We start from the raw sequence: 22,107 nt of genomic DNA on the forward strand, positions 1-22,107 counted from the left end.
GGCGGACTATTTCTCGAACTGGGCCTCGAAGGCGGTCTTTCCGGCGGGGAAGGTGAAGATGAGCCAGCGGTCGCCGGCCTCGGCCTTGACGCGCTCGCCGCCGGCCTTGACGGTCTTGGCCTTCCAGCCGCCCGCCAGGGCAATGTAGCCCCGGGTCTCCCGGGAAAGGGCGGCGGTGAGCGAGAAGGTGAGGATGCCCTTTTCCTCGTTCCACGCGAGGGACTTGGTCTTGTCGAGGCCGAAGGAGCGCCCCTCGCCGAAGCCCATGAACGTGGGCCGCTCAAAGGTGGGGCAGAGGCCGAAGGTGGTCAGCTCGTTCACCGGGGGAATCGTGCCGTCGGGGAAGGTGACAACCTTGTCGCCTTCGGGACGCCACAGGAGGGCGTTTTCGGCATTGTCGGCCTCGAGGCTGGCGACGGGGGCGGGCTCCGCGCCGGGGAACGCGAGGACGACGGCGCCCAGGCTGCCCACGGTGGCCGCGTAGATGCGGGACACCCACAGGAGCGGCGCCGTGTTGTCCGTGTCCTGCGGGGAGGCGTAGAGCACGTCGGAGGAGAGGGCGCGCGTCAGGGCGGACCCGGCGCCGGGGGCGGGGTCGCCCAGGAGCTCCACGGGCCCGCGCCACAGGCGGATGGCGGTCTCCACCTCGGGGTCGAGGCGGGAGAGGCCGGCGACGTTGAACCGGACCGGGCCGGCGTTGAGGCGGTAGTCCACGGCGCGCCCGAGGACGGCGGAGGCCTCCAGCCAGGCGTCGCGGGTGGCGTCGAGGGTGGTCTCGGCGGCGGGGAAGACGGGCAGCGGGCGGCCGCCCTGGGCGGCGGCGGCGCAGACAGCGCCCAGGGCGCGCCAGTCGGCCTCGACACGGCTGACGCCGAAGGCGGCGAGCGCCTCGTCCGGAATGCGGGACGGCTCGACAACGAGGAAGCCGAAACCCTTCTCCACCAGGACGGCGGCCTGTTTGCGGGCGTATTCCGCGCCCTCGGGGTGGACGGGGTTCACCCAGGTCTGCCCGTCGGCGGACTTTACGGTCCAGGCGTCGCCGCCGCCCTGCACGGCGAGGGGGTCCAGGGTGACGCCGGGGGTGCAGCCGAGGCTGCGCAGCTCCTTGGCCACCTTCGCCATGTCCCTGGGCCAGCGGGGCGCGCCGCCCTCGCGGGTGCCGGGGCGGGCCTCCCATCCGGCGGGGACCAGGGCATGCATGACGCCGAGGGCCATGGCGTCGGTGGCGGCTTTCTTGAGGGCGTCAAAGCCCTCCGTGTCGGGCACGGCGGCCCAGGCGCGCGGGCTGCCCTCGGCGGCCAGGGGGAACCCGGCCGCGTGCAGGGACTGGCTGTACAGGCGCTCCATCTTCACGGGGTCCGTTTCCAGGGCGAGCCAGACCGGGTCCGCCTCCAGGGTCTCGCCCGGGGCCACGACATGCCCGGGGGCGTAATCCGCCGTGACGAAGCCCTGCCAGGTGCCGCCGCCGGGCGCCAGCTCCACCCCGGCCGCGCTGCGGCCGTTCGGCACCACACCGACGGTCAGGTCCAGGCCCGACGCCGTGTCGTGGAAGACCATGCGCGTGGGCTTGGCGTCCCTGTCGTACAGCGGGAAGCCGCCGGTGACCCGGAGGGCGCGGCCGGCCGTCTCGACGGACGGGGAGAATCCGGACATGCTGCCCGCGTTCAGGGCGGCGGTCACAATGCGCTTCACCGTCACGGGGGCCTCCGTGCTGTTGTGCAGCGTCACGGTCATGGTGACAAAGGGCCAGCGCTCATAGGAGGCCATGTGGTGGGTCACGATGAGGCCGTCGGCCGGGGCGAAGTTCACTTTGTACACTGTGCCCGGCCCCAGCAGCTCCGAGGAGAACTTGTCGCGGCTGCAGACGGCGGGGCCGCGCAGGCCCAGCTCGTCGTGCTTCAGCACGCGGCCGTCGGCCAGCTCGATGAAGAAGCCCGCCTCGCGCACCAGCAGCGACGGGTTCAGCAGGTCCTCCTGCTCCTGCACCCGGCGGATGCGCCATTCCCCGTCCGCTTCCGAGTAGTCCAGGCTCAGGTCGCCCACGGTGATGGTGTATCGGGACCGCAGATTCCAGGGGGCGCGCTCGGGCTTGGCCGGTTCGGGGGCCTTTTTCGCGGCCTTCTTCGGGGCGGCATGGGCCGGGGGGACGGCGGCCACCGCCAGGAAAAAAGCCGTCAGGGCCGCGGCCGCACACCACGCCAAGCGCTTCGGAAACTGGTTCATGGGGTTATCCTCATGGGTTGTTCGGAGGGGACTCCCGGGGTAACGCCGGGCTCCCCCGGATTTCTTCCTGGGCGCGGACTGCGCGGCCAAAAGTATACCCCAAATCCCCGCGCCGGATGCCGGGCGGAAGACACGGACCGGCACGGACGAAACACGGACGGACACGGACAGGGCGCGTCTGTCCTCGGCGTCTTTGTCCTGTCCGTGCGCGTCCGTGTCTGTCCGTGTCGGTCCGTGCCGGGGCGCGGGGCATGCTGTGCTACAATCGGCGTGTCGGCCCCGTAGGGGGGCCGCGAACCATGCGGGGGTTTTCCAGGGCGATGGACGACGCCGGGAACACACGGCCGGACGGGGATGAGACGGCCCCGCGCCGTCCTTTCCTGGACGCCTTTTTCAAGCCGCGCTCGATCGCCGTGGTGGGGGCTTCGGAGCGCCCGGGCACCGTGGGCCGCAAGGTGTTCCGCAACATTCTGGACAGCCGTTTCGGGGGCGCGGTCCACGCGGTAAACCATGCGCGGCGGCAGGTCTTCGGCCTGCGCGCCCACGGCCGGGTGTCCGACATCGGGTTTCCGGTGGACCTGGCGGTCATTGTCACCCCGGCGCCGACGGTGCCCGCGGTGCTGGACGACTGCATCGCGGCGGGGGTTCCCGCCGCCGTCATCATCTCGGCGGGCTTCACGGAGACGGGGGAGCGGGGCCGCGCGCTGGAGGGGGAAATCCGGGCGCGGGTGCGGGCGGGGGGCATCCGGGTGATCGGTCCGAACAGCCTGGGGCTCATGAACCCGATCCTCGGGCTGAACGCGGCCTACTCCTCCGAGACGGCGCTGCGGGGGTCGGTGGGCTTCATCAGCCAGAGCGGGGCCATCTGCGCGTCCGTGCTGGACTGGAGTTTCCGGGTGCGGACCGGGTTCAGCGTGTTCGCCTCCTTCGGCGCCATGGTGGACGTGGGCTGGGGCGACCTCATCTACTACCTCGGCAACGACCCGAAGACCAAAAGCATTGTCATCTACATGGAGTCCGTGGGCGACGCGCGGTCCTTCCTGTCCGCGGCGCGCGAGGTGGCCCTGGTCAAGCCCATCATCGTCATGAAGGCCGGCCAGACGCCCGAGGGCGCCCGCGCCGCCCGCCATTCCGCCTACACCTCCGCCGACACGGGGGACGACGCGGTGCTCTCCGCCGCCCTCATGCGCTGCGGCGTGCTGCGGGTGGACGACGTGGAGACGCTGTTCTCCCTGGCCGACGTGCTGGGAAAGCAGCCGCGCCCCCGCGGGCCGCGGCTGGCCATCGTCGGCAACGCGGCGGGGCCGAACATCCTGGCGACGGACGCGCTGGCGCGGGAGGGGGGCGCGCCCGCGGCCCTCTCGCCGGCCACGCTGGAGGCGCTCAACGGGGTGCTGCCCCCCTACTGGAACCATGCGAACCCCGTGGACGTGGTGGCGGACGCCGACTCGGAGCGCTACGCGGACGCCGTGGCGGCGCTGGCGCGCGCGCCCGAGACCGACGGCGTCCTGGTGCTGCTCGCGCCGCAGACAACCACGGACCCCACGGGCACGGCGGAGGCCCTCGCCCGCCTGGACCGGGACCACGGCAAGCCCCTGCTGGCGAGCTGGATGGGCGGCGACGCCGTCGCCCAGGGCGTGCGCATCCTCAACGAGCACGGCATCCCCGCCTTCCCCTACCCGGACACGGCGGCGCGCGTCTTCGCGGCCATGTGGCGCTACAGCTATGTCCTGCGCGCCCTCTACGAGACCCCGCAGTCCCTGCCCCCGGAAACCGAGGCGGGCCGCGCCACGGCGCGGGCCGTGGTGGACGCCGCGCTGGCCGGGGGCCGGGTCGTCCTCACGGAGACCGAGGCCCGCGCGGTGCTCGCGGCCTACGCCTTTCCCGTGGCCCCGGCGCCGCTGGCGCGCACGGCGGACGAGGCGGCGGCCCACGCGCGCGCCCTGGGTTTCCCCGTGACGGTGCAGGCGAACGCCGCCCCCGCGGTCTGCGGCCTCGGCGGCCCCCCGCATTTGCAGGCCCTGGTCTCGGAGGAGGAGGTGCGGCGGGCCTTCGGCGTCCTCGCGGCGGCGGCGGGAGGCGATGCGGGGGTGGTGGTGCGCCCGTCCGTGCGCGACCAGGGCTACGAGCTGCTGCTGGGCGCCTTCATAGACCCCCAGTTCGGCCCGTGCGTCGAGTTTGGCGCGGGGGGCGCCCATGCCCATGTGCTGCGCGACCGCGGCATCGGCCTGACGCCGCTCACCACGACCCTGGCCCGCCGTGTCATCGAGCGCTCGCACACGGGCCGCGCCCTGCGGGACGCCCCCGGCGGCGTGGCGGTGGACCTGGACCGGCTCGAGGGGCTGCTGGTCCGCCTGGGCGACCTCATGATCGAGCAGCCGCGCATCCGCGAGATCGGGATCAACCCGCTCTTCGCCGGGGCGGACAAGATCCAGGCGGAGGACGTGCGGATCGTGCTGCACGACGCGGAGGTGCCCGACGCCGCCCTGCCGCGCCCGGCCATCCGCCCCTACCCCGCGCAGTACACCCGCGCCGCGGCCCTGCGCGACGGCGCCCCCGTGACGCTCCGTCCGGTCCGCCCGGAGGACGAGACGCTCATGGTGGACTTTCACCGCGGCCTCTCCAGCGACACGGTCTACTTCCGCTACCTGCGCCTGCTCTCCCTCGACCAGCGCATCCAGCATGAGCGCCTCAGCCGCCTCTGCTTCATTGACTACGACCGCCAGCTCGGCATGGCGGCGGTCACGGGCGGCGACACGCCCCGCATCCTCGCCATCAGCCGCCTCGTCAAGCTGCACGGCGACCGCGAGGCCGACTTCGCCGTCGTTGTCAGCGACAGCGCGCAGGGCCGCGGCCTCGGCGAGGCCATGCTCCGCCACCTGGTGGACGCGGCGCGCAGCGAGGGCATCATGCGGATCACCGGCGTCATCCATTCGGAGAACACCCCCATGCAGCGGCTCTGCCGCAAGGTCGGCTTCCATCTCCTCAAGCCCGCCGGGGACGATGTCATCGCCACGCTCGACCTGTGACTGCGGGCCTTATAGGCGGACAACGGGGTGGTCGCGCAGGAGAGGGACGCCGCGGAGGCGGTCGGTGACGGTGACGAGGAGGCGGCGCTGGCCGTCCACCTGGAAGGCGCAGAGGAAACGCTGGGCGTCTCGGCCCGTGTCAATGGGGGGGTCGGCCTCGATGAAGGTGGGGTTGTCCCGGTTGAGGCAGATGAAGACGTTTTCCGTGGCGACGCGGGTCTCGTCCGCGGCGGCGGCGCCGGGGCGGGAGAGGGAGACGGCGGCGGCGCGGCGGCGCATCCGGGAGACCTCGAAGATGCGCAGGCCGACGCGGGTCTGGCCGTCGTAGGCGCCGCGGCCCCACAGGCGCACGGTGTCGGGGGGGGTGGGGTATCCTGTGCCGTGCGGGAGGAGGGGCTGAAACTCGTAGGCGTCATGTGCCGGGTTGTAGCTCTCGATGGCGTAGTCGTGCTGGAGCAGGGGGATGACCACGGCGGCGCAGGCGCCGCGGGCGACGGTGTCGAAGGGCCGGTCGAAGAAGACGCGGTCGCCGAAGCGGGCGCGCAGGAAGCGGCGCAGGGCGGGGATGAGGCTCGTGCCGCCGGTGACCAGGACGCGCTTCAGCTCCACGTCCGCGCCCCCGTTCGCCGCGCGGGCGTTCTCCAGGGCGCGGGTGAGGGTCGCGTCGAGGACGGCGGCGAACCCGCCCGCATCAAGGAGGCAGCCAAGGCAGGCGCGGTCCCGGCCGGGATGGCCGCCGCGTCCGCCATCGCGGCAGGCGTCGCAGTCGCGGGCGTAGACGGTGCGGTGGACCACGGGGGCGGGGCCGAGGTCGTTGACCAGGGTGAGGGGCTCCTCGGCGATGTCGGGGTTCGACAGGGCGATCTTGCACTGCTCGGCCAGGCGCAGGAGCATGGGCTCCATGGCGCGCAGCGCGGCGGCGTCGAGGCCGTGCCGCGCGCGGAAGTCGTCGGCGATCCAGTGGTCCACGTCCATGCCGCCGAGGTTTTCGCCCGCCCGGCCGAGCTGGACCGCCTTCTTCTCCGTGGCGGAGGAGGGGTCCATGCGCACCACGGAGACGTCGAGGGTGCCGCCGCCGAAGTCCACGACCATGAAGGCCTCGCCCGCGCCGGGCAGGCCCTCATAGCCGAACACGCTGGCGGAGGCCTCGTCGAGCAGCCGGCAGCGCCCGGCGCCGGCGCGCGCGGCCGTCTCGCGGAGCCAGTCCTCGAAGTCCTCGAAAGACTCCACCGGCGCGGTGAAGGTGACCTCCCCCGAGTCCAGCGGGAGGGCCTCGCCTGCGTAGCGCAGGGCGAGCAGCAGGAAGTCGGACGAGGCGTCCACGTACCCCTTGTGGCCCTGGGGGGTCTTGCGGCGGTCGGTGTTGCGTCCGGCGACGGCGCGCTTCATCCAGCGGAAGGTGTCCGGGTGGTCGAGGAGGCCGCGCGCGAGCACCTGGGCGCCGATCAGGGTTTCCTCCGCGCCGTAGTGGATGAGGGAGGGCACGACATGCACCGTGAGTTCCGGCGCGTCGGCGGAGGCGCGGTAGACGACGGGCACGGTGATCCCCGGCAGGGCGACGGTCTCCGTCTGCCCGCTGCTCTCGTTCACCCGCGCGAGGAGGGTGTTGCAGGTTCCAAAATCCACCGCGGCGAGGGCCATGGGGCGTCTCCTTTCAGGGTTTTCGCGACACCACGGCCTTCAGCAGGGTCCTGCCGTGGGTGCGGTATCCGGGAACGCGGACGACCACGGGCGCGCCGCAGGGAATGGGCGACCCGTCCATGGACTCGTGCGCCGTGTCGTCGTAGGCCGTCTCGGCGCCGGCGGCGCCGATCCGCTGGAGCCCCTGGCGTTCCAGTTCGTTGCGGAGCTGCTCATGGACCGTCCGCACGTCCTCCGGGGAGGCGGGCCGCCCGGCAGCGGCCAGGTCCATGAGCATGTCGAGGTTGGCCAGGGGCGGGGCGAGGCGGGCGAAGAGGCGGTCGCGCTCGCGTTCGGCGGCTTCGGAGACCTGGCGGGTGCGCTCGGACTCGAGGCGGGCGTACTCCCCGCGCATGGTGTGCATGCGGCGTTCCCGGTCCTGCAGCTCCATGGCGAAGTCGGCCATGCGCGCGGTGCGGTCCAGCAGCTCGGATTGGAAGTCCGGCGGGGGCGGGGGCGGGGTGTTCCACAGACCCGCGCGGTCCAGCAGACGCCTCAACCAGTAGGGCACGATCATGGGGCGGTCTCCCCTTTCGCGCCCCGGGGGGGCGCAAATTCACCGTCCTTGATCAGCACCAGATCGAAGGAGCCGGCGGTGATGCGGAAGGTCAGCAGGGCTTCCAGGATTCTCCGGACCCGGCCCGCCGCGCCGAGGCGCGCCTCGGCGGGGGCGCGGCGCAGGATGTCCAGGTCGGCCGGGGTGGCGTGGGCGGGCCAGAACTCCATCAGGTGACGCGCGCCGAGCAGCATGCGGGAGAAGAGGACGGGCTCGTGCGGGGGCGGCGCGCCGGGGTCGAGGGGCGTGAGTCCGGCCACATAACCCGCCAGGCGCACCAGCCAGTGGGGGTGCGCGGCCACGGCGTCAGCGGCCCCCTCCGCGCCGCGGGCGGCCAGCGCGGCGGCCAGGCGGACGGCCTCGGGCGGGTCGGCTTCGTGGAGCCGCCGCAGCAGCTCCTCCGCGGGAACGGCCGCCAGTTCCGGCCCCGCGCCGTCGGCCAGCCAGGCGGCGAGGGGGCCGCCGGAGGCGTCGGCGCCGGCCCCGCCCGTGTCGCGGGTGATGCGGTCAAACAGGGCGGCGCGGTCCGGGTCCGCCGGCCGCCAGCCCGATTCCGCGAGCCCCCCCATCAGGGGAAGGGTGAAGTCCAGGGGGAGTTCCAGCAGGGCCTGGAAAATGCGGGGCCAGTCGCCGTGGCGCACGGCGGAGTCGAGGGCGATGCGGATTTCCTGGTCCGTGCAGTCGGGCAGGCGCTTGCGCGCGCCGAAGAAGCCCATGCAGCGCAGGTCTCCGGAGTTCACCAGGGCGCGCACGAGGGCGCGCACGGGCTCGGCGGCGCGGTCGTAGGCCTGGCGCAGGTTTTGAAACTCGTAGTCCTCGGCAAAATACGCGTCAAACTGGCGCGTCACGAAGAGGTAGAGGCAGCAGTCCTCCGGGTCCGCCGGCCGGTACCCCTCGCGCAGGCAGAGGGCCGCGGCCGCGCCCGACGGGTCCTCCACGGCCAGGGCGCACAGGGCGTCGCGGTTCTCCGGCCGCTCCAGCGACGAGAGCAGCGTGTCCGCGCGGCGGGCGACCACGGGGTCCGGGTCGGACAGGGCCCCGGCCAGCAGTTCGACGCCGCCGGGCATCTCGGCGAGGCGGGTGGAGACGCCGGTCTTCAGGGCGGACAGGAAGTGCAGTTCCGGGGGCGCGTCGGCGACGAAGTTTCCCTGCTCCATGAGCTCGCCCAGGACCGGGTGGCGGGTTTCGGCCCAGCGCCGGCACAGCAGGTTGACGGCCTCCTGCGCCTGGAGCAGGCGCAGGCAGCCGGCGGCGCGCCGGGCCTCCTCCGCGTCCGCCCCCCCGGCGATGGTAATCAGGATCCCGGCGGCCTCGGGCTCGTCCAGAATCTCCCGCTCGCGGCCCGCCTGGAACGCGGAGCGCACGCGGAGGAGGGGGGGCGCCGAGGCCACGATGCGCGCGCCGGCGATGATGCCGCCGAGGCGGGGGTCTTCCGTCCGGGCCCACAGGGCGCACAGGGCGTCGGCGGCCTCCTGCCGCGCGGGCCGGCCCAGGGCCTTTTCCGCCCCCGCGCGCACGTCCGGATCGGGGTCGTCCAGCAGACAGGCCAGGACGCGCGCGTCCTCGGGGGTGGCCGCGAGGCCGTCGGTCCGCCCCGCCCACACGGCGGTGAGCACGCGGAGTTCCAGGGGCGCCCGCGCCGTCATGGACCGCGCCCGCAGCACCGCGCCGAGTTCCGGGTCCCGGGTTTCGGCCCAGACCGCGCACAGGGCGTCCACCGCCGCAGGCTGGCGCAGCGCCGCGACGGCCTCCCGCGCGCGCGCCGCCATTTCCGGGTCGTCCCCGCGCAGGATGTCCAGAAGCGCCGCGACCCCGGCCTCGTCGGTGACGCAGGCGTCGGGCGCCTTCGCCAGGAGCGCGGAGAGGACGCGGACGGGCAGCGGCTTGCGGGCGATGTAGTTCGACCGGGCGATGTACTCGCCGAGCCGCGGATCGCGGGTTTCGGCCCAGACCCCGCACAGGGCGTCCACCGCCACCGGGCTGGTCAGGGACATGAACATGGTCCTTGCCTGACGCGCCCAGGCCGCGTCCGGGCTGTCCAGAAACCCGGCGAGAATGCGCACCGCCTGCTCCCCCTCCACCACCCAGCCGCCGAGCCCGGCCCGCAGCGCCGAGGCCAGACGCACCTCCAGCGGGCGGCGCGCCACCTGCCCCCCGGCGACAACCTCCTCCAGCGCCGGGTCGCGCGTCTTCCACCAGAGGGCGCAGAGGGCGTCCACCGAGTCGGGGTTCTTGAGCGAGTGGATCGCGCGGCGCGCGGTGTCCCGCACCGTCGCGTCCGGATGGTTCATGGCGGCGCACAGGACCGGGACCGTTTCGGGGCCGGCGTCCTCCGCGAGCCGCCGGCAGGCCTTGCGCTGCAGTGCCGTCCCAAGCACGGGGACGGTGCTCTGCAGTTGGCGCTCGCACTGCCTGACTTCTTCCTCGCGCATGCCGGAACAGCCTCCCTAAGGTTCTTCCACGGGACGCGCCTGCAGGGCCGCATACCATTATGCCCGTTTTTGGGGCGGGTGTCCATCCGGCGCGTCCAGCCCGGGGGAGGCTCTGGGGGTTGGGGGGGGGAGGGGAAGCGCGGGATGACCGCGGAATGTGCGCGGTTCTGGAAAGGGGTGCGCCACGCGGACCGAAGAGCAGTCCCCCCCGGGCCGCATGGTTTCGTAAACATCCGCCTGGCGCAGCGTCCCGGCAAGCCCCCGCATGCCGTCAGCCCCCCGGCGGGGCGGGGCGGGCGCCGGGCACGGTGCGGACGGTTTCCAGCCGCAGCTCCCCGCGGGGGCCGTCGGCGCGGACGATGAGCACGTCGCGCGGGGCGCCGGAGAGGTTTTCCAGCGCGAAGCCGCCGTCCGCGGCCGGGGTCACGCGGACGCTGTCCACGCCGAAGCCCAGGCCGCGCGCGGGGTCGAGGTACACGTCGCCGTAGTGGTCGCGGATGCGGTTGCGGGCCTCGGCGGCGGCGCCGTTGCCCCAGTCGTAGATGGTGAACTCGCCGATGCCCTCGCCGTCGCCGCCCGCCGCGCCGCCGTGGCCGTAGTTCTCCATGGTGAAGCCGTGGTCCGCCGGGCCGAAGAAGGGCCACACCTTCTCCCACAGCCGCTTCGCCCGGGGGTTTTCCGGGCAGTACATCATGACGAAGGAGGACTTGAGCGCGGCGACGCCCCGCTCGAAAAGCTCCGCCTCGCCGGTGGCGCGGTAGTAGTCGAGGAACAGCTCGGCGAAGAGGCACTGGCGCGAGTCGTTCCACTCGCCGTCGCAGTTCATGACGCCGAAGCCGCCCAGCGCGGGGATGTGGATGAACGGCGGCTGCCACGTCTGCTGGAGCATGGACAGCTCGTCCAGGGTGCGCCGCCCCCACGCGAGCCAGCGCGGGTCCCCCGTGGCGCGGTGGGCCGCGAGCAGCGCCTCGGCGGTCCAGAACATGGAGAAGCTGCACTGCTTGTGCAGGGCGTTGCGGGGGATCTTCTTCCCGACGAACTCGTCGCGGCCCCAGCCGCAGCAGGACCAGAAGGTCTCGAAGTCCTCCCAGCGGCCCTGGGGCACGGCGTCGGCGAGGAGGGCGTCGAGCGCGCGGAGCGCGGCGTCGCGGTACTTCGCCTTGCCGGTCACGTCGGCGAGTTTCAGCAGGAAGGTGGCGCTCATGCTGTTCTCCGGCGAGTCGCGCAGGATGTCATGGGGCTTCTGCGTCTCCGGATGCAGCCACGCGGGGAAATACCCCCTGTCGTCCTGGAGGGTCAGCAGGCGGTCGCCGTAGGCGCGGGCGTGGTCCAGCAGCCGGGGGTCGGGGTCCAGCTCCCCGTGCCAGCGCAGCATGAGCAGGCAGGTCCAGCTCGCGTCGAGGACGTGGAACCACTGGTCCGTCACGCCGCGCTCCCAGGGCACGCGGTTGGAGTTCATCCAGCGGCCCGTCGCCCAGCCCTTCGACCGGTTCACCTTCTTCCCGTCAACCTCCACCTTCTCCATCTCCGTGCCGTAGACGCCGGGGAAGAGGCCGTCGGTCCTGGGCGCGGCGAGGGCGAGTTCCTTGGTCAGGTTCGCCTTTTCCGCGAGCGCCGCGTCGTTGGTGCGGCGCGCGAAGCGCAGCACGCCGGACGCCCCGCGCAGGGAGGAGAACCATGCCTGGTTCCAGATGGAGAGGAACTCGCGCATGTCCACGGGGCCGGGATGGTTGGGCGACTGGGTGACGTTGACGATGAAGGCGGGCGCGCCCACGCGGCGGCCGTCGAGGTCGAACTCCTGCCACACGGCGTCCTTCCACGTGTCGAAGGCCCACGCGTAGGTGTGGCGGACATAGGCGTCCATGGGCACCGTCAGCGGCTCGCCCTTTTCAAACAGCGGGTGGCCGTGGCGCCGCCAGAGGAAGCGCGCCGCGTCGTGCCAGGGGTTCACCGGGTCCTCCGGCGCGTCGCGGAGGGCCGCATAGAAGCCCAATTGCACCGTGCCCGGCCCCAGCACCATGCCGGGCTTCTTCTCGTAGAGCACATGGGTGTAGATGTTCGTAAGCGACATGCCCACGGTGAGCGTGCGGCGGGGCGCGTCGAGGTCGAGGAACCACGGGGCGCCCGGCGTCTTGCCGCACAGGTCGAGGTCGGGAATGAGGGTCAGCACGCGCCCGCCCTTCGCGGCGATCAGCGCGGGCGACCGGAACACATGCTGCGCGGCGCAGTCGCCGTCGCGCGGCGAGAGGTGGGGCGTCCACCAGAAGTCCGGGCCGAAAAGCGCCTCCACCGGCACCGACAGCTCGTCCAGCGGCGTTTCGCGGTCCGGCGCCCAGGTCAGGCGCACGTGCCGCCACGCGCCATCCACCACGTCGGACACTTCCACCGCCGGCGCGCCCAGCGCCTCCGGCGCGGGCCAGGCCGCGCGCGCCACCGGTTCGCCGTCCACCGAGAACACCCCCGTCGCCGCGTCTATTGCGAGGGGTTCCGCCCCCGCCCCCGCCGCCGCGCACAGCAGCGCCGCCGCCAGCATTCCGTACCGCTCCATGACAACCCTTCCCGGGAGGCGGGTTCCGCCGGCTCCCGGCGGGCCGGCGCGCCAGAGGCCTCCCGGGGTCCATCTTTGCCCGAACGCCCCCCGGGGTTCAACCATCCGCCGTTCCGGCCCGGCGTTTTCCAGCGGCGCGGCGGCGGTGGATACTCCGCGCCGGGAGAGGGGGCACTCCGGAGGCCCCCAATGACCAGGGAAGACGCGCCCGTGTTTGTGCGGAAGATCATCAAGACCAGCGGCGACATGTGGATGAAGGGCTGGGCCGAGGCGAACGGCGGCAACATCAGCCTGCGCCTGAGGCCGGAGAAGACGGGCGACCTGTCGGCCTTCGGCCTCATTGACATGGCGGACAAGGCCGCGCTTGCATGTTCGGATTCTGCTTCCCCTTCGGGGGCATTTGCCCTGAAAAGCCTCGCGGACGGGCGGCGAACCCTCGTTGGCGCCATCATGGGACTCGCGACGTCGGCCCCAGTTTGCCTTTGTCTGCCCTAGAAGTACCAGGTGAGGGTGGCCTGGATGTAGTCGTCCTTGCGGACGAAGGTGAGGAGGTCGTCGGCGGGGACGTTGCTGAAGATGCGCATCTCGACGCTGAGTTTCCAGTCCTCGCCGAGGCGGCGCTCGCCCTCGAGGCCGAAGGCGAGGGCGGCGGACTCCAGGTCCACGAACACGCCGCCGAGGAGCGAGGTGCTCTGGACGTCGTTGAGGGCGAGGCGGCCGCCGAGGAAGAGGTCGTTCTGGAAGTTGGTGAGGGCCTCCTTGCCGCGGCTGTCCCAGTTGTACTCGAGCAGGGTGCCGAGGTCGGCGCCGGTGCCGAAAATCCCGCCGAAGGTGTACTCAAACCCGGCGCAGACGGCGCCGTAGTCCTTGTTCATCCCCGTGCGGTAGATGCTTTCGGCCTTCCAGATCCAGTTGCCCGCGGTGTACTGGACGTCGAGCCCGGTCTGGTCTATCTGGTCGTAGTAGGGGATGAGCCGCGCGAAGGGCAGGGAGAGGAAGAGGCGGGTGAGGCGCGAGTTGATGTTCGCGCCGGACCAGCTGGAGTAGGGGGAGCCGGGGGTCAGGCGGATGGGGCCGATCTCGGGCACGTAGCGGTGGTCGCGGCTGGTGCCGTGGAAATGCGAGAGGCCGAAGTCCCAGCTTCCGATGTAGTGGGCGTAGCGGACCGCGAAGTCCTGGTTCCACTCCTCCGCGCCGGACTCGTACAGCGGCTCGTGATGCATGGGCACGGGGGTGCGGAAGCGGCCGTGCCGCCCGGTGAGGGTGCGCCCGCGGAAGTAGGGGAGCCAGAAGAGGTCGAGGGTGCCCCAGGGGTTGATCCAGGCGAAGTTGGCCATGGGCTGGCCGAGCTTCTCATCGCCCGTGAGCGCCTCGATGGTGTCACGCTGGTTGATGACGTCCACGAGGCGCTGGGACTCGGCGACGCCCCAGTGGACCTTCCGCAGGCCGAGGCGCAGCTCCCAGCGGGGGGCGGCCTTCTGCCAGTAGAGCTCGCGCAGGTCGGCGTGGGTGCGCCAGTTGTCGTGCTGGTCGAGCCGCCCGAAGGGCGTGAAGACCAGGCTCTGGCCGCTGTCGGGCCACTCGTGGACCCAGGTGGCCGTGCCCGAGAGGGAGAGGTTGGTGTGGCCGGACTGGTCGCCGTCGCGGGGGTCGTCCAGAAACACGCGGGACTCGCCGGACAGGCTTCCGGTCCAGTCTCCCGCCCCGGCGGCCGCGCAGACGGCGCACAGAAGCAGGAAAACCGCCCCCAGGGGGAGGGGGCGGCTGAAAAGGGTCAGGGGGCGGACGGTTCCCGGGTCACCGCACGTTCTTGAGGCTGTTCTGGTCAAAGTCGCGCTCCGTCAGTCCCGTCCGGAACTGGTAGTTCTTCCATTCGAGGAGGGTGGACTTGCCGGTCTGGTGGTTCACCATCTCCATCCGGCCGGGCCGCCAGTTTTTCTCCTGGTGGAGTTTGTACTCGGTCATGGAGAGGGTTTTCAAGAGGGTTTCCTTGCGGTCGTAGTACTCGACCTTGGGGATGCAGTGGGTTCCCTGCTCCATCCAGACGACCTGCCTGGAGTAGCCGGAGGCCTTGTTCACGGGGTAGCGCTCGAACACGTCGCAGGGCTTGCCGCCGACCTCCTCCTCGCGCAGGTGCTTGTAGGTGAACTTCTCGAGGCGCTGGCTGGCCATGTCCTCGAAGGCGAACTCGCTGCCCATGAACGGGCCCGACTGGCCGCCGCCCGCGATGCGCTTCACCCGGTTGACCGCGGGCAGGAAAAGCCACTGCTCGTCCTCCTTGTCCGCGTAGGCATAGGTGAGCAGCGCGGTGCCGCGGACATCCTTGGGCGTGTCGAACACGACCAGCGCGCGCGTGCTGCCGTCGGGCATCTCAAGGGACTTGATGCGCAGCTCGCGGCTCGTCGCCTCGTTGTTCCGGTTGCGCAGGGTCATCACCAGCTCGGAGCTGGTGTCGCCGTAGCCCTTGTCGGCCTCAGAGGCCTCGGTGGCGATGCGCAGGCCCTTCTCCTCGGGGGTTTCGGCGGCGCCGGCCAGGGGGAGCAGCGCGATCAGCGCGGCGGCGAGGGCGGCCAGGCTAGGCCTCGGCGACAATGACCATTTTTTCATCGGCGGTTTCCTTCTCTTCGGCGTCGTCCTTCCCGTTGTCCCCGTCGGCGATGAGGAGCATTCCGGGAAGCATGACAAGGTTGGCGATCAGGGACGAGATGATGACCACGGTGCTGAGCACGCCCATGTTGTCGCAGAACATCATGGGGGACAGGGTGAGGACGCCGAACCCGGAGACGAGCACGACGGCGTTGGTCCACAGGGGCACGCCCACGCAGGAGTAGGCGTAGCGGACGCTCTGGCGCGCGGAGAGGCCGGCCTCCTGGTGCGCGCGCAGGTATTTGCTCATGAAGTGGATCGTGTTGTCCACGATGATGCCGATGGTCATGGAGACGATGGTGGTCATGCTGAAGTTCATGTCCCAGCCCATCAGGCCCCAGAGGCCGAGGCCCACCGCCATGGGCGCGATGTTGGGGAAGATGGCGAGGATGCCCATGCGCAGGGAGCGCAGGGAGACGATCAGCGCCAGGATCACGAGGACCAGGGAGAGCGGCGCGCTGACCATCATGCTCCGGATCATGGACCGGGAGATTTCGCAGAACATGACGGACGGCCCGATGGCGTCGCTGTACATGCCCGCGGGCAGGTTGGCCCGCTGCCACTCCTGCGCCCGGTCAATGAGCACCGCCATCTTTTCCGAGGGCAGGTTGGCCGTCGTCACGATGAGGCGCGTCGCGGACTTGTCCACGTTGATCTCGGTGTTGAGGTCAATGCCCATGGGCAGGGACATCTCGTAGAGCAGCAGGTACTGCGCGGCCAGCTCGCGGCTCTCCGGCAGCCGGTACATGGCCGGGTCGTCCCCGTTCATGCTCCGGTTCACCCGCTTGAGCGTGTCCACCACCGTGCCCACCTGCACCACCCCCTCCTGCGCCCGCAGCCAGTTGGCGAAGGTGTCCACGTTTGCCAGGTATTCGGGGTCGCTCACGCCGTCGCTCTCGCCCGCCTTCAGGCTGAAGGCCACCTGGTAGATGCCCGTCAGGTTCTCCATCAGGTACTGCGTGTTCTTCCGGATCGGGTAGTCCTCCTCGAACCACTCGGCGAACTGGTTGTTGATGTGGATGCTGGGCACAAAGGCGCCGAAGAAGATGCCCACGGCGGCCAGCGAGACGACCAGCGGCGTCTTCCAGCGGATGACCAGGCCCGCCATGACGGACATGGCCCGCTGCATCCGCTCGTCGCGGGTGCTCGCCTTCACGCGGAACGGCATCACCGCCAGCAGCGGCGGCAGCAGCAGCACGGCGAGGAGCCACGCGATGGCCACGCCCAGGCTCACCGTGTTGCCCATGAGCTGGACCGGCGGCGACGAGTTGAAGTTCATGCTCAGGAAGCCGATGACCGTCGTGAAGCTCGTGAGGAACACGGCGTTCATGTTGATGCGCATGCTCTCGACAATGGCCGCGTTCCGGCCCATGCCCTCGCGGAGGTTGTGCTGCGTCGCCATGATGATGTGGACGCAGTCCGCCACCGCCAGCGTCAGGATGATGAGCGGCGCGGGGGTCACGGGGCCGGAGATGTGGTAGCCCATCCACGACACGATGCCCACCGAGGTGGCGGTCGAAAGGAGGACAATCAGGGAGACCGCCCCCATGAGCCAGGCGGACTGGAGCATGACATACATCATGAACATCAGCACGACCAGCATCACCGGCACCAGCGTGGTCAGGTCGTGCAGCGTGGCCTGGTAAAACGCGTCGTTCAGCGGGATGAGCCCCGTCAGGGCAATCTCCACCCCGGGGTGGTCCCCAATGATCCGCGCGGCGAGCGCCTCCGCCTCCGCCGTCAGCTCCGCCCCCCGGTTCTTCCCGTCCTCCGGGATGTGCACCGTCAGGTTCACCCCCGTCACCGGGCTCCCCGGCTTCACCAGCCGGTTCAGCAGGAGCGGCTCGTTCAGCGCCGTTTCCTTCGCCTTGGCCAGCGCCTCGTCGCTCATCTCCGCCGGGTTCACCACCAGCGGCTGCACCCGCAGCTCGTCCCCCTCGGAGGAGACGTACTGGAAATTGGTCACCGAGTCCACCCGGAGCACGTGCGGCAGCTGCCACGCCGCCTCCGTCAGCTCGCCCAGGGCGGTCAGCGTCTCCCGGTCAAAGACCTCCCCGGACTTCGCCGTCACAATGAAGAAAAGCGTCTCGTCCTTCGTGTAGGCGTTCTGAAGCGCCTCGTAGTCGAGCAGTTTCGGGTCGTCGTGGGAGAAGAACACCCGGTAGTCGTTGTCCAGCACGAAATACCGGAACCCGTAGCACGTGACGGCCGACGCCAGAAGCACGGTGATGATGATGGGCCAGCGCCACCGCAGCACCCACTGGGCATAACGGATGGTGAGTGCTTCGGCCCGCAGTTCAATGCTTTTCGACAAAACAGGTTCCCTCTCTCAACACTTTCCCGGACAAGTCCCCGCGCAAAGCGGGGTTCCGGGGGCTCGGCCGTCCGGCCCACCAAGGGGGGTGGGTATTATGGCACACTTTCCCGGGGCGTTTCCCGCACGCGGAATCCGGCCCGTGCGGCGGCCTCTCTCACCCCCCCCCTCTCCAATTACCAGCGACTCCCAATAATGTCACCGCCAAAGACCGGGAACGTCCCGCGCCGGCGGCGAGTTTGCGCGGGTTCCGCCCTGCCCGGTATCCTGTGGGGCCCGGCGATGCGGCCGGCACCCCAAGGGCTTGATGAGCATGGTGTTCCCCCCCGACCGAGACGAAGCATCCCCCGGCAGGCGGCGCGAGGCCCTCTGGCTCGCCCTCATCCTGGTGCTGGCGGCCCTGCTGCGCGTCTGGTACCTCGCCGAGGTGGTCCGCGCCCCGGATTTCACCGCCCTGCGCCAGGACATGGAGGTGCAGGACTACCAGGCCCGCGCCATGCTCAGCGGCAACTGGACCCCGCCAACGCCGAACTGATGAACGGCCTCGGGTGGCGCCACGACCGCGCCGGGAACGCGGAAAAGGCCCTCCACTGGTACGGGCGCGCCCTCGACACCGCCCCCCGCTACGCCCGCGCGCGCCTCAACCGCGCCGGCCTGCACCTGCGCGCGGGAAGGCTGGACGAGGCGGAGCGCGACGCCCGCGAGGCCGTCGCCGCCGCGCCCAACGCGCCGCAGACCCGCCACGCCCTCGGCGAGGTCCTCGCCGCGCGCGGCGACACGGAGGGCGCGCGCGCCGCCTTTGGGGACGCCCTGGCCCTCTCCCCGGATTTCGCCCCGTCCCGGGCCGCGCTGGACGCGCTCCCCCCCGCCCCCGCAATGTAACGTGGACATTACATTGCTATGTATGACACTTATCCTTGATTCTCGCCGCCTGTTGTGGTAAATTAAACCACATGAAGTCCCGCTATGTAGTAGAGAATAATGTCCGGAAGTATCGGCTGGAGGCGGGGAAGACCCAGACCGCGCTGGCCGCCGAGGTCGGCGTGTCGCGCCAGACCATCATCACCATTGAGCAGCGCCCGGTGGACGCCTCCCTCTCCCTCGGACTCCGGATCGCCCGGGCCCTCGCGCGGCCCGTGGAGGAGGTTTTTCTGCTCGACGGAAAATTCGGCGGAAAATGACCCGCCCCGCTCAGGGGCGGTTTCATCCGGCCCGGCACCCTGTCCGGGCCGTCTTTCACAGGGGCCGGATCATTTCAGCGCGTCCAGCAGGCGCGCCATGTCCGCGCGCAGCGTCTGAATGGTCTGCCAGCGCCGGTCCTCGATGACCCGCTGGGCCGTCACGCCGCCGGGGCCGGGCAGCTCGCCGTCCTCGTCGAGGCCGCAGAAGCGGGCCACCTCCCCGGCGCGTTCGCCCAGCAGGGCGCGGGCTTCGGCCACGGCGTCGGGCGTCTTTCCGGCGGCCTCCGCGGCGTCGGCGGCGGCGCGCAGGGCCGTGAGCATGGCGTGGTCCTCGCTGCCGTCGCGGACGGCGTGCCAGCGCTTGCTGGAAACGACGGCGTCGCCGGGGTAGATGAGCAGGTACTCCGACTCGCCGTTGTTGAACCACGGGTCGTACTGGGAGGTGCAGTAGGTCCAGAACCCCATGGCCTTGAGCTGGTGGTGCCAGCAGAGCCACGCCTGGCCGCGGTAGTAGCCCAGGGGCGACCGGTGCTTCACATTGTCCTGGCACTCGTAGGTGAAGACCGTGCCGCCGGCATTCTGGATGAGGGCGAACTTCTCCGGGTCGGGCTTGTTCACGATGCCGTTGCGGTGGGGGCACCAGAGGTCGGTGACCGGGAGCATGGCGCGCAGGTCGTCCAGGGACGCGTCGCCGACGGGGTCGGTATAGACGCGGATTTCCGGGTCGGCCTCGCGGGCGAGTTTCCCGAGGTTGACGTGGATGTCCACGAGCCCCGGGCGCAGACCGGGCTCGTCTATGGTGTAGAGCGCCCAGTCGTCATAGGTCATCCCGCGGGCCTTCAGGTGCTCCACCCACGCGCGCAGGTAGGCGACGTGCGCCTTGTTCCACGGCTCGGAAAACTTCTCCGCCGGCCCCTTGATCGCCGAGTCGTAGGTGTAGAAGAGCATGAGCCCGTGCTTCGCGTGGGCGTCGAGGTAGGCGTCGTGCTCGGCGAAGTCCAGGGGGCCCGTCAGGTTCCCGTCGGCGTCGAAGGCCGCCTTCGGCGGGTGCAGGCAGACAAAGACCGTCGTGCCGTGGCGCACCTGGTCCGCCAGGGCCTCCTCCGGGTGCTCCTTGATGAGCGAGGACCCGACGTAGCCCCAGTGGCACAGGCCGAGGGTGCGCTTCTCCGGCAGGGTAGGAGGCCACACGGTGAGTTTCAGGACCGCCTTCGCCTCCGTGCCCGCGACGTCCAGGCCGCGCAGGCGGATTTCGGCGGTCCAGTCGCCGGGGGCGAGGCCCGCCGTGTCCACCTCGAAGAAGAGCTGGCGCGCGTCGAGGGCGGGCACGACCAGGGTGCGGCCCTCGCCGAGCCGGGGGATGGCGTCGGCGACGGTGTCGGAGAGCTGCGTGGGCACGGCGACGGCCTCGCGCGCGATGAGGGCGGTCTTCGGGGCCTCCGCGCCCTCCGGGTCCTTCAGGGGGCCGGCGTCCACGCGCACGGTCAGCGCGGCGGAGGAAAGGTTGAACACGTTGAGGGCGGCGGACTCAATCTCGCCGGAGAAGGCCGCGACGGCGACCTCGGGGCCGGTCCAGCGACCCTCGGCCAGCTCGTCCGTGCCGGCGAAGGTCGCCCAGGGGTTCGCCGCGCAGACCGCCAGGGGCGCGCCGGTCTCGGCGCGCTTCGCGGCGACGGCGGCCATGCGCCCGGCGGCGGCGCGCGCCTCATCGAGGTCGCGCCCGAGGACGTAGAGCTCCTGGGCGGACAGCAGGGCGGTGAGGGCGGCGCGCTCGCGCAGGCCGGGCAGGCGCGCCTGCCAGTAGAGGGCCTCCTTTTCCAGGGCGGGGGCGATGTCCGGCGGCAGGCTTTTCGCGTGGTCGGCGATGCGGGCGACGGCCAGCCCGGCCTCGGCCAGCTCGGAGGAGAAGGGCGCGGCCTTCAGCGCGCGCTCCTGGCGCAGCACCTCGGCGCCGTCGCGCAGGACGGCGCAGGTGAAGCGCAGGTCGGCCTCGCCGCGCGCGCCGATGACATAGGCCAGCACGGCGCGGATCTCTTTGGCGGAGGAGGCGGTCTCCTTCCGCGCGGGGCGGCCGTTCTGCGTCACCTCCAGCGCGACGGTCAGCGCCTCGCCGTCGGGGTTCTCCACGACCACGGCCAGCTCGTTCCGCCCCACATGCGCGCGGCCCGTGTCCATTTTCACGAGGCGGACGCCGGGCTTCCGCGCCGCCCAGCGCACCTCGCCTGTGCGCTCCGCGTTGAACCGGTACTCGGGGAAGAGGATGTCGCCGCCGTCGCTGCCGGGCCACTGGTGCGCGTACAGGGTGCCGGTCACGGTGGGGCAGAGCACGGTCAGGGGGCCGCCGTCGGCGAGGCGGACCACCGCCGCCGAGGCGTTGCACGGCCCGCCCAGGGCCACCCGGTCCGCCAGCGCGCCCGTGGCCTTGAAAACATGAATCTGTCCGCTGTACCCCGCCACCAGCACCTCGGGCGACCCGTCGCCGTCGAGGTCCGCCACCGTCGGCGACCGGCGCGTGCGCGCCTCCACGTTCGCCGTCCAGCGCGGGCTGCCGTCCGCGCCGAACACCGCCACGCCGCCCTCCAGGTCCGCCGCGATGACCTCCGGTTTGCCGTCGCCGTCCAGGTCGGCGGCGGACACGCCGCTGTCCAGCGCGCCCGACAGGGGCGCCGACCACTTCACCACGCCGTCGTGCCCGGCGGCGTACAGGGTGTCGCCCGTGCCGCCGAGGATCTCCGGCAGGCTGTCGCCGTCCAGGTCGCACAGAAGCGGAGCGCCGCCGCCCGGGGTGCCTCCGGCCATGCGCCAGAGCGGCTTTCCGTCATGGGAGAGGCACAGCAGGGGCGCGGCCTCGCCGGCGAAGAGCACCTCCAGGTTCCCGTCGCCGTCCAGGTCGCCCACCGCCGGGGCGGATTTCAGGCCGCCGGCCTCGTGGTGCGTCCAAAGCTCCGCCCCGTCGCCGCGCTTGGCCGACACCTCGCCCGCCGCGTCGGCCATGACAAACTCCAGGTTTCCGTCGCGGTCGAGGTCGGCGGCGGCGATGCCCGCCGCGCCCCAGGTGATGCTGCTCGACAGGGAGTCCAGCCAGAGAATCTCGCCGTTGCCGCCGTTCAGGCAGTAGACCCGGCCCGTGTTCGTGATCACCAGCACCTCCGGCCCCGGCGAGGACGCCATCGCCTCGGCGATGGTCGGCGACACGCTGATGGGGTCCGGCTGCCGCCACCGCCACAGCTCGCCGCCCTGCGCGTTCAGGGCGATCACCGCGCCCTGGATCGTCGTGGCCACGATTTCCGGCGCGCCGTCGCCGGTGAGGTCGGCGACGCCCACGGAGCCGTCGAACTGCTCGCCCACGGGGGCGAAGGTCCACACAGGCAGCAACTCCGCCGACGCGGGAAGAAGGGACAGCACCCCCAGCAGGGCGGGAAGGGCGGAAGAAAGACGGCGCATGACGGGTCCTCCGGCGGAAATACCGCGTGGCGGGCCCGCTGGACATCCGGGGGC

General features: G+C 71.5%; 14 protein-coding genes. 5 read left to right on the top strand and 9 right to left on the bottom strand.

Annotated elements, in window-relative coordinates; translation table 11 throughout:
• Positions 1–6: 6 nt before the first annotated feature.
• A complete protein-coding gene (locus GXY15_02245; protein ID NLV40033.1) occupies positions 7–2,223 on the bottom strand; it encodes a hypothetical protein in 2,217 nt (738 codons plus the stop codon).
• Between the two features lie 251 nt (positions 2,224–2,474).
• On the opposite strand from GXY15_02245, the gene GXY15_02250 reads away from it, so the two are divergent.
• A complete protein-coding gene (locus GXY15_02250) occupies positions 2,475–5,252 on the top strand; it encodes a GNAT family N-acetyltransferase (protein NLV40034.1) in 2,778 nt (925 codons plus the stop codon).
• A gap of 9 nt (positions 5,253–5,261) precedes the next feature.
• On the opposite strand, the gene GXY15_02255 is transcribed toward GXY15_02250, so the two are convergent.
• The 4 genes from GXY15_02255 to GXY15_02270 form a co-directional block, all read right to left on the bottom strand.
• Entirely contained in the window at positions 5,262–6,893 is a 1,632-nt protein-coding gene (locus GXY15_02255) for an Hsp70 family protein (GenBank protein ID NLV40035.1), read from the bottom strand.
• Positions 6,894–6,906: 13 nt separating this feature from the next.
• Positions 6,907–7,449, bottom strand: a complete 543-nt coding sequence (grpE, locus tag GXY15_02260) for a nucleotide exchange factor GrpE (GenBank protein NLV40036.1) — start codon at positions 7,447–7,449, stop codon at positions 6,907–6,909.
• A complete protein-coding gene (locus tag GXY15_02265; protein ID NLV40037.1) occupies positions 7,446–9,920 on the bottom strand; it encodes a hypothetical protein in 2,475 nt (824 codons plus the stop codon). Before GXY15_02265 ends, grpE begins: the two co-directional genes overlap by 4 nt.
• 271 nt (positions 9,921–10,191) lie before the next feature.
• Positions 10,192–12,468 carry a hypothetical protein gene (locus GXY15_02270; protein NLV40038.1) on the bottom strand — a complete coding sequence of 759 codons (2,277 nt, stop codon included), beginning with the start codon at positions 12,466–12,468 and terminating at the stop codon, positions 10,192–10,194.
• A gap of 189 nt (positions 12,469–12,657) precedes the next feature.
• Between GXY15_02270 and GXY15_02275 the strand changes: the two genes are divergently transcribed.
• Complete coding sequence (locus GXY15_02275) at positions 12,658–12,963, top strand: hypothetical protein (protein NLV40039.1); 306 nt, start codon at positions 12,658–12,660, stop codon at positions 12,961–12,963.
• Here GXY15_02275 and GXY15_02280 read toward each other — a convergent pair.
• From GXY15_02280 to GXY15_02290, 3 genes are read right to left on the bottom strand one after another with little or no spacing between them, the layout of a single operon-like run.
• Complete coding sequence (locus GXY15_02280; protein NLV40040.1) at positions 12,960–14,297, bottom strand: hypothetical protein; 1,338 nt, start codon at positions 14,295–14,297, stop codon at positions 12,960–12,962. The genes GXY15_02275 and GXY15_02280 overlap by 4 nt on opposite strands.
• A complete protein-coding gene (locus GXY15_02285) occupies positions 14,266–15,075 on the bottom strand; it encodes an outer membrane lipoprotein-sorting protein (GenBank protein ID NLV40041.1) in 810 nt (269 codons plus the stop codon). The genes GXY15_02280 and GXY15_02285 overlap by 32 nt, the downstream gene beginning before the upstream one ends.
• Positions 15,044–17,428, bottom strand: coding sequence for an MMPL family transporter (locus tag GXY15_02290; protein ID NLV40042.1), 2,385 nt, complete (start codon positions 17,426–17,428; stop codon positions 15,044–15,046). The genes GXY15_02285 and GXY15_02290 overlap by 32 nt, the downstream gene beginning before the upstream one ends.
• Before the next feature lie 313 nt (positions 17,429–17,741).
• Here GXY15_02290 and GXY15_02295 point away from each other — a divergent pair, with 313 nt between their 5' ends.
• The 3 genes from GXY15_02295 (at position 17,742) to GXY15_02305 (ending at position 18,609) form a co-directional block, all read left to right on the top strand.
• Entirely contained in the window at positions 17,742–17,963 is a 222-nt protein-coding gene (locus tag GXY15_02295; protein ID NLV40043.1) for a hypothetical protein, read from the top strand.
• Positions 17,963–18,310, top strand: coding sequence for a tetratricopeptide repeat protein (locus tag GXY15_02300; GenBank protein NLV40044.1), 348 nt, complete (start codon positions 17,963–17,965; stop codon positions 18,308–18,310). The genes GXY15_02295 and GXY15_02300 overlap by 1 nt, the downstream gene beginning before the upstream one ends.
• A 71-nt stretch (positions 18,311–18,381) precedes the next feature.
• Positions 18,382–18,609 carry a helix-turn-helix transcriptional regulator gene (locus tag GXY15_02305; GenBank protein NLV40045.1) on the top strand — a complete coding sequence of 76 codons (228 nt, stop codon included), beginning with the start codon at positions 18,382–18,384 and terminating at the stop codon, positions 18,607–18,609.
• A 69-nt stretch (positions 18,610–18,678) separates the two neighbouring features.
• On the opposite strand, the gene GXY15_02310 is transcribed toward GXY15_02305, so the two are convergent.
• A complete protein-coding gene (locus GXY15_02310) occupies positions 18,679–22,053 on the bottom strand; it encodes a PQQ-binding-like beta-propeller repeat protein (protein NLV40046.1) in 3,375 nt (1,124 codons plus the stop codon).
• Positions 22,054–22,107 lie beyond the last annotated feature (54 nt).

Source organism: Candidatus Hydrogenedentota bacterium, from assembly GCA_012730045.1.
In the GTDB taxonomy this organism is placed as follows: Bacteria; Hydrogenedentota; Hydrogenedentia; order Hydrogenedentales; family CAITNO01; genus JAAYBR01.

Bases quoted from the DNA above. Each gene is read 5' to 3' on its own strand.
- GXY15_02300 (NLV40044.1), top strand. From the start codon at position 17,963: ATGAACGGCCTCGGGTGGCGCCACGACCGCGCCGGGAACGCGGAAAAG.
- GXY15_02275 (NLV40039.1), top strand. From the start codon at position 12,658: ATGACCAGGGAAGACGCGCCCGTGTTTGTGCGGAAGATCATCAAGACC.
- grpE (NLV40036.1), bottom strand. From the start codon at position 7,449: ATGATCGTGCCCTACTGGTTGAGGCGTCTGCTGGACCGCGCGGGTCTG.
- GXY15_02285 (NLV40041.1), bottom strand. From the start codon at position 15,075: ATGAAAAAATGGTCATTGTCGCCGAGGCCTAGCCTGGCCGCCCTCGCC.
- GXY15_02270 (NLV40038.1), bottom strand. From the start codon at position 12,468: ATGGAGCGGTACGGAATGCTGGCGGCGGCGCTGCTGTGCGCGGCGGCG.
- GXY15_02295 (NLV40043.1), top strand. From the start codon at position 17,742: ATGGTGTTCCCCCCCGACCGAGACGAAGCATCCCCCGGCAGGCGGCGC.
- GXY15_02265 (NLV40037.1), bottom strand. From the start codon at position 9,920: ATGCGCGAGGAAGAAGTCAGGCAGTGCGAGCGCCAACTGCAGAGCACC.
- GXY15_02245 (NLV40033.1), bottom strand. From the start codon at position 2,223: ATGAACCAGTTTCCGAAGCGCTTGGCGTGGTGTGCGGCCGCGGCCCTG.
- GXY15_02305 (NLV40045.1), top strand. From the start codon at position 18,382: ATGAAGTCCCGCTATGTAGTAGAGAATAATGTCCGGAAGTATCGGCTG.
- GXY15_02310 (NLV40046.1), bottom strand. From the start codon at position 22,053: ATGCGCCGTCTTTCTTCCGCCCTTCCCGCCCTGCTGGGGGTGCTGTCC.
- GXY15_02250 (NLV40034.1), top strand. From the start codon at position 2,475: ATGCTGTGCTACAATCGGCGTGTCGGCCCCGTAGGGGGGCCGCGAACC.
- GXY15_02255 (NLV40035.1), bottom strand. From the start codon at position 6,893: ATGGCCCTCGCCGCGGTGGATTTTGGAACCTGCAACACCCTCCTCGCG.